At 39.4% G+C, this 14,607-nt stretch carries 9 protein-coding genes and 1 pseudogene; 6 read left to right on the top strand and 4 right to left on the bottom strand.

Features of this window, described 5'->3' with window-relative positions; translation table 11 throughout:
* Window positions 1-173 precede the first annotated feature (173 nt).
* The 5 genes from parE to M3610_RS13605 all read left to right on the top strand — a co-directional run bounded on the left by parE (window position 174) and on the right by M3610_RS13605 (window position 9,275).
* Window positions 174-2,153 carry a DNA topoisomerase IV subunit B gene (parE, locus tag M3610_RS13625; RefSeq protein WP_098571227.1) on the top strand — a complete coding sequence of 660 codons (1,980 nt, stop codon included), beginning with the start codon at window positions 174-176 and terminating at the stop codon, window positions 2,151-2,153.
* Window positions 2,150-4,588, top strand: a complete 2,439-nt coding sequence (parC, locus tag M3610_RS13620) for a DNA topoisomerase IV subunit A (protein WP_251459774.1) — start codon at window positions 2,150-2,152, stop codon at window positions 4,586-4,588. The genes parE and parC overlap by 4 nt, the downstream gene beginning before the upstream one ends.
* Window positions 4,589-4,686: 98 nt before the next feature.
* Window positions 4,687-5,445 carry a hypothetical protein gene (locus M3610_RS13615; RefSeq protein WP_098571229.1) on the top strand — a complete coding sequence of 253 codons (759 nt, stop codon included), beginning with the start codon at window positions 4,687-4,689 and terminating at the stop codon, window positions 5,443-5,445.
* A gap of 201 nt (window positions 5,446-5,646) precedes the next feature.
* The gene (locus M3610_RS13610) at window positions 5,647-7,374 is read left to right on the top strand and encodes an ABC transporter ATP-binding protein (RefSeq protein ID WP_098571230.1); all 1,728 of its coding nucleotides are present in this window, start codon (window positions 5,647-5,649) and stop codon (window positions 7,372-7,374) included.
* Entirely contained in the window at window positions 7,371-9,275 is a 1,905-nt protein-coding gene (locus M3610_RS13605) for an ABC transporter ATP-binding protein (protein WP_285851175.1), read from the top strand. The genes M3610_RS13610 and M3610_RS13605 overlap by 4 nt, the downstream gene beginning before the upstream one ends.
* 203 nt (window positions 9,276-9,478) lie before the next feature.
* Here the strand turns inward: M3610_RS13605 and xerS are convergent, their stop codons facing one another.
* From xerS to pdxS, 3 genes are all read right to left on the bottom strand, one after another.
* Window positions 9,479-10,567, bottom strand: a complete 1,089-nt coding sequence (xerS, locus tag M3610_RS13600) for a tyrosine recombinase XerS (RefSeq protein WP_251459772.1) — start codon at window positions 10,565-10,567, stop codon at window positions 9,479-9,481.
* Between the two features lie 232 nt (window positions 10,568-10,799).
* Window positions 10,800-11,390, bottom strand: coding sequence for a pyridoxal 5'-phosphate synthase glutaminase subunit PdxT (pdxT, locus tag M3610_RS13595; protein ID WP_251459766.1), 591 nt, complete (start codon window positions 11,388-11,390; stop codon window positions 10,800-10,802).
* A 1-nt stretch (window position 11,391) separates the two neighbouring features.
* Window positions 11,392-12,276 carry a pyridoxal 5'-phosphate synthase lyase subunit PdxS gene (gene pdxS, locus M3610_RS13590; RefSeq protein WP_098571234.1) on the bottom strand — a complete coding sequence of 295 codons (885 nt, stop codon included), beginning with the start codon at window positions 12,274-12,276 and terminating at the stop codon, window positions 11,392-11,394.
* A 104-nt stretch (window positions 12,277-12,380) separates the two neighbouring features.
* Here pdxS and pdxR point away from each other — a divergent pair, with 104 nt between their 5' ends.
* Window positions 12,381-13,775, top strand: a complete 1,395-nt coding sequence (gene pdxR, locus M3610_RS13585) for a MocR-like pyridoxine biosynthesis transcription factor PdxR (RefSeq protein ID WP_098571235.1) — start codon at window positions 12,381-12,383, stop codon at window positions 13,773-13,775.
* Between the two features lie 103 nt (window positions 13,776-13,878).
* Here the strand turns inward: pdxR and M3610_RS13580 are convergent.
* Window positions 13,879-14,607, bottom strand: a pseudogene (locus tag M3610_RS13580) (radical SAM protein); the annotation flags it as partial.

Genomic DNA, 14,607 nt, shown 5'->3' with positions numbered 1-14,607 from the left:
TAAATCGCTACAATATAGCATAGACGCCGCAAGATTTATGTTAAAATAAGAAGCGGCAAACATTGGTTCTATTTTTTAATTTTATAAAAGATTATATAAAGAATGACTAATCAATTAGTTCATGAGCAATTAGAAGGATACTTCTTTTTGTAGGGAATGAAAGGGGTATTTTAGTGGCAAGAAATCAGCAAGTTTTTGATTATAATGATGATGCCATACAGGTACTTGAAGGTCTTGAGGCGGTTAGGAAACGTCCAGGAATGTACATTGGCAGCACTGATTCACGCGGTCTCCATCATCTTGTTTATGAGATTGTCGACAATTCCGTCGATGAAGCTCTTGGTGGATTCGGTGATCAAATCATTGTAAAAATACACAAAGATAATTCTATTAGTGTAAATGACCGTGGACGCGGAATGCCTACTGGTATGCACAAAATGGGGAAACCAACACCAGAGGTTATATTAACAGTGCTTCATGCCGGCGGTAAATTTGGCCAAGGCGGTTATAAAACAAGCGGCGGTTTGCACGGTGTAGGGGCATCTGTTGTTAATGCCCTATCAGAATGGCTAACGGTCACCATTAAACGGGACGGTTTCGTATATGAACAGCGTTTTGAAAATGGGGGAAAACCGATAACAACCCTCGAAAAAATCGGCAAAACCAATCAAACCGGTACAACGATTCATTTCAAGCCAGATCCAACTATTTTTTCAACGACCACTTTTAATTTCGAAACGTTATGTGAGAGGTTAAGGGAGTCAGCCTTCTTGTTAAAAGGTTTGAAAATCGAAATTATAGATGACCGAAATGATTTCCATGAAATCTTCCATTATGAAAATGGGATTGAAGCATTCGTTGCCTATTTAAACGAAGAAAAGGATGTCCTCCATCCAGTTGTCAGTTTGGAAGGATCCCAGCATGGAATTGAAGTGGACTTTGCGTTTCAATTTAATGATGGCTATTCTGAAAATGTCCTCTCCTTTGTCAATAATGTCCGCACAAGAGATGGCGGTACCCATGAAGCCGGGGCAAAAACTGCGATGACAAGAGTATTCAATGATTATGCTCGTAAGGTATCATTCTTAAAAGACAAAGACAAAAACCTTGATGGCGCAGATATCCGTGAAGGATTATCGGCAATTATCTCCGTTCGAATCCCGGAAGAATTGCTCCAGTTTGAAGGACAAACTAAAGGGAAATTAGGAACAAGTGAAGCTAGATCAGCCGTTGATTCAGTTGTTTCTGAACACCTCTCCTATTTTCTAGAAGAGAATCCTGATATTAGCTCCCTTCTGATCAAAAAATCAATCAAAGCCTATCAAGCAAGAGAGGCAGCCAGAAAAGCACGTGAGGACGCACGCAGCGGAAAAAAACGCAAGCGTTCGGATGCTGTCTTATCTGGTAAACTAACACCTGCACAATCACGTAATCCGCAAAGAAACGAAATTTACCTGGTTGAGGGTGATTCTGCGGGAGGCTCAGCGAAACAGGGACGTGACCGACGTTTTCAAGCAGTCCTTCCACTCAGAGGTAAGGTCATAAATACCGAAAAAGCCAAGCTCGCTGATATTTTTAAGAATGAAGAAATCAATACAATTATCCATGCCATTGGCGGCGGAGTCGGTTCCGATTTTAGTGTCGAAGATATCAATTACGATAAAATTGTCATTATGACCGATGCCGATACAGATGGGGCACATATTCAAGTTTTACTGCTTACTTTCTTTTATCGCTATATGAAGCCGTTGTTAGAAGCAGGGAAAGTGTTTATTGCCTTACCTCCGCTCTATAAAGTAAGCAAGGGAACAGGCAAGAAGGAAATTATCGAATATGCTTGGAATGATGATGAACTTCAAGGAGCCATCAAGAAAGTAGGCAGAGGCTATATTATCCAGCGCTATAAAGGACTTGGCGAAATGAACGCCGATCAACTATGGGAAACAACGATGGATCCTGAAACAAGGACGTTGATTCGGGTAAAAATCGATGATGCGGCTAGAGCAGAACGCCGCGTTACCACTCTTATGGGCGATAAAGTTGAGCCGCGCCGTAAGTGGATTGAGACGAATGTCGCATTTGGGTTAGAAGAAGATGACACCATCTTAGAAAATGAAAATATTACGGTCGCCGAGGAGGGTTCTGAAGGATGAGTGCAACTGAAAAATTCCGAGACTTGCCTCTAGAAGATGTCATTGGTGATCGTTTTGGTCGATATAGTAAATATATTATTCAAGAACGAGCCCTTCCGGATGCACGTGACGGTCTAAAACCGGTGCAGCGGAGAATTCTTTATGCAATGCATTTTGAAGGAAATACTCACGATAAAGGTTTTCGTAAATCTGCAAAAACTGTCGGTAACGTTATTGGTAACTACCATCCACATGGTGATTCCTCTGTTTACGAGGCCATGGTACGGATGAGTCAGGACTGGAAGGTTCGAAATGTTCTTGTGCAAATGCATGGTAACAACGGAAGCGTCGATGGTGACCCGCCTGCTGCGATGCGTTATACAGAAGCAAGGCTATCCGCGATTGCCGCAGAATTAATGCGTGATATCGAAAAAGATACGGTTGAATTTATTCCTAACTTTGATGATACTTCCAAAGAACCAACAGTTTTGCCAGCGATGTTCCCAAACCTTCTTGTCAATGGATCAACAGGAATCTCTGCTGGGTATGCAACAGATATTCCTCCGCATCACCTTGGTGAAGTCATTGACGGAGTAATTAAGAGAATGGACCATCCTGATTGTTCCGTACAGGAACTCATGACGATTATCAAAGGTCCAGATTTCCCTACGGGCGGTATCATTCAAGGCATTGATGGAATTAAAAAAGCCTATGAAACTGGTAAAGGAAAAATTATCGTTCGCAGCAAAGCCGACATTGAAGAGGTTCGCGGCGGTAAGCAGCAAATCGTTATTACGGAAATTCCCTATGAGGTGAATAAAGCCAATCTCGTCAAAAAAATGGATGAGTTCCGTCTTGATCGTAAAGTGGAAGGAATCTCTGAAATTCGTGATGAAACAGATCGGACCGGCCTCAGAATAGTTATTGAACTGAAAAAAGATGCCGATTCAGCAGGTGTCTTGAACTATTTATATAAAAATAGTGATCTTCAAGTAACCTATAATTTTAATATGGTTGCTATTCATAAGAAACGTCCGAAATTAATGGGTCTTAGAGAATTATTGGATGCTTATATTGAGCACCAAAAAGAAGTGGTCACAAGAAGATCTCAATACGATCTGAATAAAGCCAGAGAACGACAACATATTGTTGAAGGTCTGATGAAAGCTTTATCGATCCTTGATGAAGTAATTGCTACCATTCGTGCATCTAAGGACAAACGCGACGCGAAGGACAATTTGATTGCAAAGTTTGACTTTACAGAGCCGCAATCAGAAGCAATTGTTTCCTTACAGCTATATCGTTTAACAAACACCGATATCACTGCCCTAAGACAGGAAGCAGAAGAGTTAGCGAAGAAGATCGAAGAGCTTACAAGCATTTTAGCAAGTGAGAAAACTCTTTTCTCCGTTATTAAAAAAGAATTAAAGGACGTAAAAAAACGCTTTGCAGATGAACGGCGTTCGAAGATTGAGGCAGAAATTGAAGAATTAAAAATCAATCTTGAGGTTACAGTCCCAAGTGAAGATGTTATTGTAACGATTACGAAACATGGATACGTAAAACGGACAAGTACTCGTTCCTATGCAGCTTCCAATGGTCAGGATTTAGCAATGAAGGATTCAGACCGTTTATTAGCGCAACTCGAAATGAATACGAAGGATGTCCTGCTTCTCTTCACAAATAAAGGAAACTACTTATTCTGTCCTGTTCATGAGCTGCCAGATATTCGCTGGAAAGACCTTGGACAACATGTGGCTAATATCATTCCAATTGACCGTGATGAAGAAATCATTCAGGCGATTCCAGTCAAAGACTTTGAGGCTGACCTATTCCTTGTCTTTATCACGAAAAATGGCATGGCCAAGAAAACGGAGCTAAAACAGTATAAAGCACAACGATATTCTAAACCACTTGTTGGTATCAATCTAAAGGATGATGATCAAGTAATTGATGTTCATTTAACCGATGGAACAAATGAATTATTCTTGATTACCCACTTAGGATATGCCTTATGGTTTCATGAAGAAGAAATTAGTATTGTAGGTGCTCGTGCTGCAGGTGTGAAAGGGATTAATTTAAAAGATGATGATTTCGTGATTGGTGGAAAAATCATTCATCCAGACAGTAACGAAACGATCGTTATCGCTACACAGCGTGGAGCTGTAAAGAGAATGAAAATGAAAGAATTTGAAAAAGCTACTCGTGCCAAACGCGGTGTAGTCATTTTAAGGGAACTTAAATCAAATCCACACCGCATTGCAGGATTTGATATTGCCAATGAGCAAGATGTGATTTTTATCCAAACGGAAAAAGGACATCTCGAGGAACTTAATACAATCGATATTCACTACAGTGACCGTTATTCCAATGGTTCATTTATTTTGGATGAAGAGGAAAACGGAAAGGTTACGACTGTTTGGAAAGTATCTGCATCGGAAAAACCTAGTGAATAAATGATTAAGGGACACTCTAAAAATTAGAGTGTCCCTTTTCATCTTTTTTCCAAAACTGGTTATACTAACAAGTAATAGAGCTTCTGGGAGGTTCATGGATGAAAAAAGAGATGCTTTTGGTCATTGTTTCATTTTTTCTCATGTCACTTACTGCAATTACTGGGGTATATGCGATTGAAGAAACGACAAAAATAATCACTATTTCAAATGAAAAAGCAGATATTACCGGTGACGGAAAAGAGGAAGAAATACTTTTAAAGGGGGTTCCTTATCAGAAAGAGGAGGCATTTTTGGAAAAAATCTATATTGAGATTAATGCTTCAAATGGTAGGAAATACACCATTCCACTAAATAGTGGTGCTAAGGCGGCATTGGAACTTGTCGACTTAAACAATGATGGAGTGAAAGATTTGTTTGCAAGTGTGGTGAAAGGGGGGAATGAACCAACTGTCCAAAATTACTCCTACTCTATTAGGAATTTTGAACAGACGAAACTTTTTCTGCCAGAACCACTTGAAATGGAAAGCCATTTTCTTCATGGGTATAAAGCAGAGATTAAACTCGCCAAAACAGGAAAGTCGTATCTATTTGATTTAAAGGACCGTAAGAAGTATTATAAAAAACTAGGATTATATTATCGTGGCAAGCTAAATGAGCCGACAGAATTAACCGTTAATCCATTTAGCAGTCTCCAACCTATACCTATAGAAAACAATCAAGTGGGGTTACTGGGCGAGCAGAAAATTACCGGGATTGCCAATGCTGACGTGATTGCTACTGTCGAATCAACTTGGTCATTTGACCAAGGTCAGTGGAAGTTAATTCGGATAGTTGTTCATAAAGAACGTAATAAATAGCTGTATTTTATCGACACAGGAGATCCTGTGTTTTTTATTTTCCAAAAATTTGACGAGATTTCCAGACGGGAATATACTTATTCTTGCCAAATTTTATCAAAGGAGTTGGATAAAAAACTCATTTCCATTTAATTGTTCATATTTAGTTCATAAAAATAAGCTACAGTTACTCTTAATCAATTAAAAACGGAGTTGAAGGAATTGATTAAATTAACCAAATTTCTAAAACCATTTCAATTAGCCATTTATCTGGTTTTAGGTCTCGTCCTCTTACAATCATTATCAGAATTATATTTGCCAACGTTAATGTCCGATATCGTTGATAAAGGGGTTGTCAAAGGAGACACGGGCTACATATGGAAAATTGGCGGTTTTATGCTGCTTGTGGCGGCAGGGGGAATGATTTGTTCGATAGCAGCAAGTTTCTACTCAGCAAAAGCAGCATCAGGCTTTGGAAAATTATTAAGAAGCAAAATTTTTTCTCACGTTGGAAACTTTTCACTGCACGAGTTTGATCAGCTCGGAACAGCCTCGTTAATTACTAGAACCACCAACGATATCACCCAGATCCAGCAAGTATTAGTAATGATGCTCCGAATGATGGCGATGGCACCGATGATGTGTATTGGCGGGATCATCATGGCATATTCAAAAGATGCGAAACTTACCCTTGTTCTCGCTGTTGCTCTGCCTGTTCTCGTGCTGGCGATCGTGATCATTGCCAGAAAAGGGATTCCACTTTTTAAAGCGATGCAAATAAAGTTAGATAATCTCAATCGGGTTTTACGTGAAAACTTAACCGGGATTCGTGTCATTCGCTCTTTTAACCGAGTGGAGCATGAGAAGAAGCGTTTTGATGAAGCGAACTGGGATTTAACTGAAACAGCCATTAAGGTCAATAAAATTATGGCCGCAATGATGCCGATTATGATGGTGGTCCTTAACCTTTCCTCAGTCGCGATTGTATGGTTTGGCGGCCTGCGGATTAGCAATGGTCATATGCAGGTAGGAGATATGATGGCCTTCATCCAATATGCGATGCAAATTATGTTTTCGTTCATTATGCTGTCGATGATGTTTGTCATGATCCCAAGGGCATCGGTATCGGCTGTTCGAATCAATGAAGTACTAGAGACAGTTGCAGATATTAAAGATCCTTCATCGTCAAAAGTTGATGAAGGAAAAAAAGGCTTTGTTGAGTTTCAAAAGGTAACATTCAGTTATCCGGGCGCGGAAATGCCAGCCATTTCAAATATCTCTTTTTCAACAAAACCCGGTGAAGTAACTGCCATTATTGGCGGTACTGGGTCAGGAAAATCAACACTCATTAACTTGATTCCGCGTTTTTATGATGTCGATAGCGGGAAAGTCCTTGTCGATGGGATAGATGTAAGGGATATGGCACAAGAAAAACTTCGAGAAAAGATAGGGTTTGTCCCACAGCAATCCGTACTTTTCACCGGATCGATTGCTGAGAACATCCGCTATGGAAAAGAAAATGCCACAGCAGAAGAGGTTGATCATGCTGCTGAAGTAGCCCAAGCGAAAGAATTTATTTCTAACATGCCAGAAGGCTTTGATGCGGTAATCTCCCAAGGGGGAACAAATGTTTCAGGGGGACAAAAACAGCGATTGTCGATCGCACGAGCCCTTGTACGAAAGCCGGAAATCTATATATTTGATGATAGTTTTTCTGCTTTGGATTTTAAAACAGACGCCAAGTTACGGGCTGCCCTTAAAAACGAAACGGGGAACTCAACGGTATTAATAGTAGCACAGCGTGTAAGCACCATAATCGACGCTGATCAGATTATCGTTCTCGATAACGGTGAAATATCTGGAATTGGGAAACACAAAGAATTAATGGAATCATGTGCGGTTTATCGCGAGATTGTCATGTCACAGCTGTCAGAGGAGGAAATCGCATGAGTAAGGATTCCAATCAAAACCACACCCAAGGGACGGGGACTAGAAAACCTGGCCCTGGACCAGGCGGCGGATTTGGCCCGATGGGCATGGGCATGCCTGTCCAAAAAGCAAAGAACTTTAAAGGAACTCTAAATAGACTTATCAGCTATTTGAAACCATATAAATTACAGCTTTTAGCGGTTTTAATTACAGCCATTATTAGTACCATTTTTGCGATCGTCAGCCCTAAAATATTGGGGAAAGCGACGACTAAGTTATTCGAAGGCTTGATGATGAAATTTAGAGGAATCCCTGGAGCTAAAATCGATTTTGATTATATCGGTCAAATTATTATTTTACTCATTGGCCTCTATATTCTAAGTGCGATTTTTGCTTATATCCAACAATATATTATGGCGGGTGTCGCGCAAAAGACAGTTTACAATCTTCGGAAAGAGGTAGAAGAGAAACTGAACCGACTTCCGCTTAAATACTTTGATTCACGTACCCATGGTGAAATTCTCAGCCGTGCAATAAATGATGTTGATAATATTAGTACGACCTTACAGCAAAGCTTAACCCAGCTGATTACCTCCGTTGTTACCATTATCGGTGTCATTATCATGATGCTGTCGATTAGTCCATTAATGACGTTGGTTGTCATTTTGACACTGCCGCTTAGCGGTGTTGCGATTGCAAAGATAGCTAAAAAGTCGCAAAAGTATTTTAAAGGGCAACAAAAATCATTAGGCCAATTAAATGGGCATGTGGAAGAGATGTATACCGGTCATAAAGTAGTCAAAGTTTTCGGTCACGAACAGAAATCAATTGAAACATTCGAGGGAATCAATGAAACTCTCTACCAATCCGCTTGGAAGGCACAATTTGTATCAGGCCTGATCATGCCATTAATGGGATTTATCAATAATATTGGCTATGTTCTCGTATCAGTCGTTGGTGGAATCTTGGTAACGAAAAAAGCGATTGAAATTGGTGATATACAGGCTTTTATCCAATATGCACGTCAATTTTCCCAACCGATTGCTCAAACTGCATCGATCGCAAACGTCATTCAATCCACGATCGCCAGTGCCGAACGGGTCTTTGAAATTTTGGATGAAACAGAAGAGGTGCTTGAAGCCATTGATGCGAAGGTGATCGCTAGGCCAAAAGGTGAAGTAACCTTTGAACATGTAAGTTTCGGTTACGAGGAAAATGAACTTTTAATCAAAGATATGGAAATCGATGTGAAACCTGGTCAGACAGTAGCGATTGTCGGACCAACAGGAGCGGGTAAAACCACACTAATTAATTTGCTGATGCGTTTCTATGAAATTAATTCTGGCAGCATACTCATTGACGGAGTCGATACGAGAGAGGTAAAAAGGGAGCACCTAAGAAGTTTATTTGGTATGGTACTGCAGGATACATGGTTATTTAATAGTACGATTTTTGATAATATTGCCTACGGAAAAGAGGGGGCAACAAAGGAAGAAGTGGTGGCAGCAGCTCGCGCGGCAAACGCTGATCACTTTATTCGAACGCTCCCAGATGGGTATGATACGATTTTGAATGAAGAGGCATCCAACATTTCTCAGGGGCAAAAACAACTGTTAACAATTGCTAGGGCGATCCTTGCTAATCCAGCGATACTTATTTTGGATGAAGCGACCAGTAGTGTCGATACGCGAACAGAGGTTCAAATCCAAAAAGCGATGAACCACTTAATGAAAGGGAGGACCAGCTTTGTCATTGCCCACAGATTGTCGACGATTCGAGATGCTGATTTAATCCTAGTAATGAATAACGGAAGTGTCATTGAAAAAGGAACTCACGTGGAATTACTAGAAGAAGGCGGTTTTTATGCAGACCTGTATAATAGTCAGTTTACAGGGAGTAATTCAGTGAAAAATGTAGGTTGAGAGAATGCGTTTGGAAAGCTTACGAACTTTCTGAACGCTTTTTTTATTTTAAATAAGTGTTGAATTATGAAAAAAATTCATTTCGTCTCATTATCTTAAGTATACTTAGGAAATGAGATATTTTACGTTTTTGTTACCATAATATTATTATGTAAACTGATTAAAATTTAAAATAAGACTGCCGCGAAAACGACAGTCATTGATCATTCTATTTGCTCTTTCGGCATATCCATCTTATCCACAGCAATTTTTAAATCATCATTCTTAATATGCGTATAGATCATCGTCGTTTGGATGGATGAATGACCTAATTGCCGTCTTAATTTCGGTACATCATTGATTTCAGCATGGTATCTAGTCGCGAATGAATGACGCAGCTTATGTACCGATAACGATGGTTTACCAAATGCGGTTGCATATTTTTCAATGAGTTTTTCAACGGATCGGGCTGTTAATTGCCGTGATTTGCCCTTGGGACCAATCGGAGCTGAAATAAACAACGCCTTATTGCTTTTCTCAACCTGGTACTTAGCCGTTCTAATTGAAAGGTATTCTTGTAGGTCATCCATTGCCACTTGGCTAAAATAAACAAATTGTTCTTTATTTCCTTTACGGATTACTCTCACACAATACTTACTATAATCAATATCGTCTAATTCAATCCCAACTAATTCCGAAAGACGCAGCCCGGAACCCAAGATTAACGAGACAATGGCCGTATCACGTTCCTTATTTAATTGATAAAAATTATAGAGTCTTTTATTATCTTTATTCAATTCACCATAATCATTCGCAACAAATAACCGGAATTTTTCATATTCGTCCCCGAGGAGGATTTTACCTTCCATTTTAGTTGCCTTGGTTTCCATGCTGTCTTTTACTTCATTAAATTCAATTTTAGCCATAACATTCCGGTTCAAATAAGGCTTTAGATCTGGGGTTTCCGCAATGTTTTGTAAATAATTAAACAGTGATTTTAACGCAGATAATTTCCGATTAACGGTAAGTTCTTTATTATTTAATTGATAATGCAAATAATTTAAAAAACCTTCAACCTCCAAGACAGTCAGTTGCTCTAAACGCTCTAAAGGAATATCTTTGATGGTGCCTGACACCAATTGCTCACTGACCATCCAGTTAAAGAAGATTTTATAATCATGACAGTAATTAAATAAGGAAGCCGTTGAAAGCTTACGTAATTTATGATTAATATATTCGTCAACATACCAAGGAAGTTCTTTGAGCAACGATTGAAGTTTTTGAAATTGTTGCTGCTTTGATTGATTTACCATAAAATCACCCCGTTTCTATATTTTACTAAACTGGCTTAATTACGTCAAATTTATATTTTACGTAATTATCTTTTGGAGTGTTATAAGCTATAGGCATCCGCCAGATTCCCATGCACTGTCTAAAAAATCTCTAAAAATAGATAGGAACTAAAACAATTAAAATTTCCAATCAATTAACTCATAAAAAAACGCCGACTGGTCTCTAAGACCAATCGGCGTTCCCCTGCTGCACCTAATGAGCTAAAACATTTGTATTCTCTCGCACCATTTCAATAAAATACTTCATAACTCTACTATCCTCTGTTAATTCTGGATGAAAAGAACAACCTAAGAATTGTCCTTCTCGCGCTAAAACAATACGCTCTTCATGTTTTGCTAGAATTTCAACATTCTCACCCGCCGCAACGATATGAGGTGCTCGGATGAAAACAGCGGGAATATCCTCTCCTACTCCACTGATGGACATCTCGACTTCAAAACTATCAACCTGGCGACCAAATGAATTCCGTTCAACCATGATGTCCATCACCCCGAGATGTGACGTATCATAGCCAACAATTTCTTTTGCCAGTAAAATCAGGCCTGCACATGTTCCAAACATCGGAACTCCCTTGGCGGCTAGAGCACGAATGGGTTCAAGCAACTCGTATCGGTCCAGCAGTTTCCGCATTGTTGTACTTTCTCCGCCAGGCAGTACAAGACCATTTAATTCTTTTAGATCTTCAGCCGATTTAACTGAAATGGCCCTACAGCCAAGCTCTTCAATTTGTCTTATATGCTCTCTAACTGCACCTTGTAATGCAAGTACCCCAATGTTCAGCATATTACCAACCACGTTCCTGCATACGGTCTTTTGCATCTAGCGCAGAAATTTCAATACCTTTCATCGGTGTCCCCAGCTCTTTTGAAATTTCTGCAATCAGTTTATAATCTTGGTAGTTTGTTGTTGCTTCTACAATGGCACGTGCGAATTTTTCTGGATTATCCGATTTGAAAATACCTGATCCGACAAATACACCATCCGCTCCAAGTTCCATCATTAAAGCAGCATCAGCAGGTGTCGCTACCCCGCCGGCAGCAAAATTGACAACAGGCAGCCTACCCAATTTTTTAATTTCTAGCAATAATTCAAATGGTGCTCCTAAATTCTTTGCTTCTGTCATTAATTCGTCCGTATTCATACCGACAACGCGTCTTACTTGAGCATTTACTTTGCGAATATGACGAACCGCCTCGACAATATTTCCAGTTCCCGGTTCCCCTTTTGTCCGTAACATAGATGCTCCTTCACCAATGCGGCGTGCAGCTTCCCCTAAATCACGGCACCCGCAAACAAAAGGTACAGTGTATTCGCTTTTTAATAAATGATATTCTTCATCCGCAGGTGTTAATACTTCACTTTCATCTATATAATCGACGCCCATAGCTTCTAATACACGTGCTTCGACAATGTGGCCAATGCGTGCTTTTGCCATTACTGGAATGGTTACAGCGTTCATTACTTCTTCCATAATCCGAGGGTCTGCCATGCGAGCTACCCCACCAGCTGCCCGGATATCGGATGGTACCCGCTCCAAGGCCATAACCGCAACCGCACCGGCAGCCTCTGCTATTTTTGCCTGCTCGGCATTAATGACATCCATAATAACGCCGCCTTTTTGCATTTCAGCCATTCCGCGTTTTACTCTTTCAGTTCCTACTAATTTCATAAAATTACCTCCATTTCATTTATGATTTTAGTATAATAGAAATTGACTACATGAAAAGGTTCAGTTTTATAAAAAACAATGTGGTCAGTTGGAGGGAATTGCGAATGGATATGCTAATGTTTAAGTTGGATAATAGTACAGAAAAACCATTGTATGAACAGCTTTATAATGGGATCAAAGATGCTATTATCCAAAAACAAATTGAAGTGGGAACCAAATTGCCGTCGAAGAAAAAATTAGCGGAATTTTTAAATATTAGCCAAACTACCATTGAAATTGCCTATGCTCAGCTCATAGCAGAAGGCTATGTGGTCTCCAAACCCCGCATCGGTTTTTTCGTGGAAGAGATCGACGAATTACCTTATGTTGAAAAAGAATTCCTAAACATGCCTGAAAGTAAGGTTGATAAAAAAATCGTTCAATTTGATTTCCATCCCGGAAAAATTGATGCAGATTCCTTCCCTTTTTCACTTTGGCGAAAATATGCAAAAAATATATATGATAGCAGTTCAAAAGAGTTGTTAGAACTTGGAGACCCGCAAGGAGAATTCGCCTTAAGAGTGGAAATTGCAAAATATCTTTATCAATCGAGGGGGATTGTCTGCAGCCCCGAACAGATTGTCATTGGTTCGGGAACGGAACAGCTGCTTCCAATGATTTTAAGGTTACTTGGAAATGATTTGAAATTTGCACTTGAAAATCCTGGCTATTCGGCCATACCCAAAATACAAATGCAAAATAGAGCCATCCCTATTCCGGTGGATGAAAATGGTTTAATCGTGGATGAACTGGAAAAAACAAAGGCCAATATTGTTTACATAACTCCTTCCCACCAGTTCCCTACGGGTGCCGTCCTATCCGCAACAAGAAGAACACAGCTATTAAACTGGGCAGCAAAGGATAAAAGCCGCTACATCATTGAAGATGATTATGATAGCGAGTTTCGTTATATCGGAAAACCTATTCCTGCCTTACAAGGGTTAGACCAAAACGAAAAAGTTATTTATTTGAGCACATTTACCAAATCATTAATGCCTTCCTTACGCGTCGCTTATTTTGTCTTACCATCAACCTTACTGCAAAAATATAAGGAGACATTCAGTTTTTACTCATCAACCGTACCAAGATTCGATCAGCATATTTTAGCTGACTTTATGAGAGATGGCTATTTTTCCAAACACTTAAACAGGATGCGGAAAATTTATCGCAAAAAACATGAAAAATTAACTCAAGTTTTAGAAACGTATTATCCGGATGTCATCATTACAGGAGATCTGGCAGGAATGCACATTTTAATTTCCGTCCCCCTGTCAAAACGGGAAGATCAGTTAAAACAAATAGCCGTTAATGCCAATATTGCCATCCATCCATTAAGTGATTATCTGTTAAGTCCTATTGACTATCCATATCCAACTTTTTTATTAGGTTTCGGCGGCATTCCATTGGACCAAATTGAAAAAGGCATACACCAATTAATGCAATGTTGGAACCACGAGTGATCGGAATCTAGAATAGAACCGACTGTTTTTTATACAACAACCAAGTTCCTTTTTAAAAAAATAGAGCAGTATTAGTTTACTGCTCTTTCTGAAAGGCCATATATCAGGCCTGGAATCTTGTAAAAGCTTCGTTTTTGGAAACCCGTATCATTTCACTAGGAAAATATTTTTTAAAATATTTTTCCACTTTTACATGTAGATTGTTTTCATACCACCCTGAATGTCCATGTTCTTCAAATAATTTTGGCATTCCTAATCTTTCTGAACGTTTACCCATAGCACCATCTCCAATGGATAGTGTATCAATCCATATATGATCTACAATCCCATCCAATACTTTCGGAAACTCTGGGGTAAAGGGCAAAACGGGCGATATTGAAGCTTGGGTCATTATTCCGGCTTCATGAACTTCTTTTAAGGCTTTTAACCGCAAATTAATTCCTGGTGCATATGGAGCAAAAATTTGCTTTATGTCTTCCCTGTCCGTTTCAATCGTTATAGATACTAATACTTTACATTTTTCCTTTAGTTTGACGATCAAATCAATATCTCTTGTTATTAGTGGTCCTCGTGTTTGAATTTGAAGAAAATCAGGAGGATTTTCAATCATTTCTTCTAATATCCCTCTTGTAATTTCTGCCTTACGTTCAATTGGTTGGTAAGGATCTGTTGCGGAAGACATAAAAATGTTCACAGGATTTTTTTTCTTCCGAAGTTTAATGATTTCTTTGCGGTAATTTTCTGCTGCATTTGCTTTAATTTCCAACCATTCTCCCCAGAGAATTCCTTTGAATCTTTGAATTGGCATTTCTCTAACATAGCAAATATCACA

This window comes from Neobacillus sp. MER 74, from assembly GCF_023714155.1.
Note: the sequence above shows the minus strand (reverse complement) of the source record. Positions and strands in the feature narration are given on the sequence as shown.

Bases quoted from the DNA above. Each gene is read 5' to 3' on its own strand.
- xerS (WP_251459772.1), bottom strand. From the start codon at position 10,567: ATGGTAAATCAATCAAAGCAGCAACAATTTCAAAAACTTCAATCGTTG.
- parC (WP_251459774.1), top strand. From the start codon at position 2,150: ATGAGTGCAACTGAAAAATTCCGAGACTTGCCTCTAGAAGATGTCATT.
- pdxT (WP_251459766.1), bottom strand. From the start codon at position 11,390: ATGCTGAACATTGGGGTACTTGCATTACAAGGTGCAGTTAGAGAGCAT.
- pdxR (WP_098571235.1), top strand. From the start codon at position 12,381: ATGGATATGCTAATGTTTAAGTTGGATAATAGTACAGAAAAACCATTG.
- pdxS (WP_098571234.1), bottom strand. From the start codon at position 12,276: ATGAAATTAGTAGGAACTGAAAGAGTAAAACGCGGAATGGCTGAAATG.
- M3610_RS13605 (WP_285851175.1), top strand. From the start codon at position 7,371: ATGAGTAAGGATTCCAATCAAAACCACACCCAAGGGACGGGGACTAGA.
- M3610_RS13615 (WP_098571229.1), top strand. From the start codon at position 4,687: ATGAAAAAAGAGATGCTTTTGGTCATTGTTTCATTTTTTCTCATGTCA.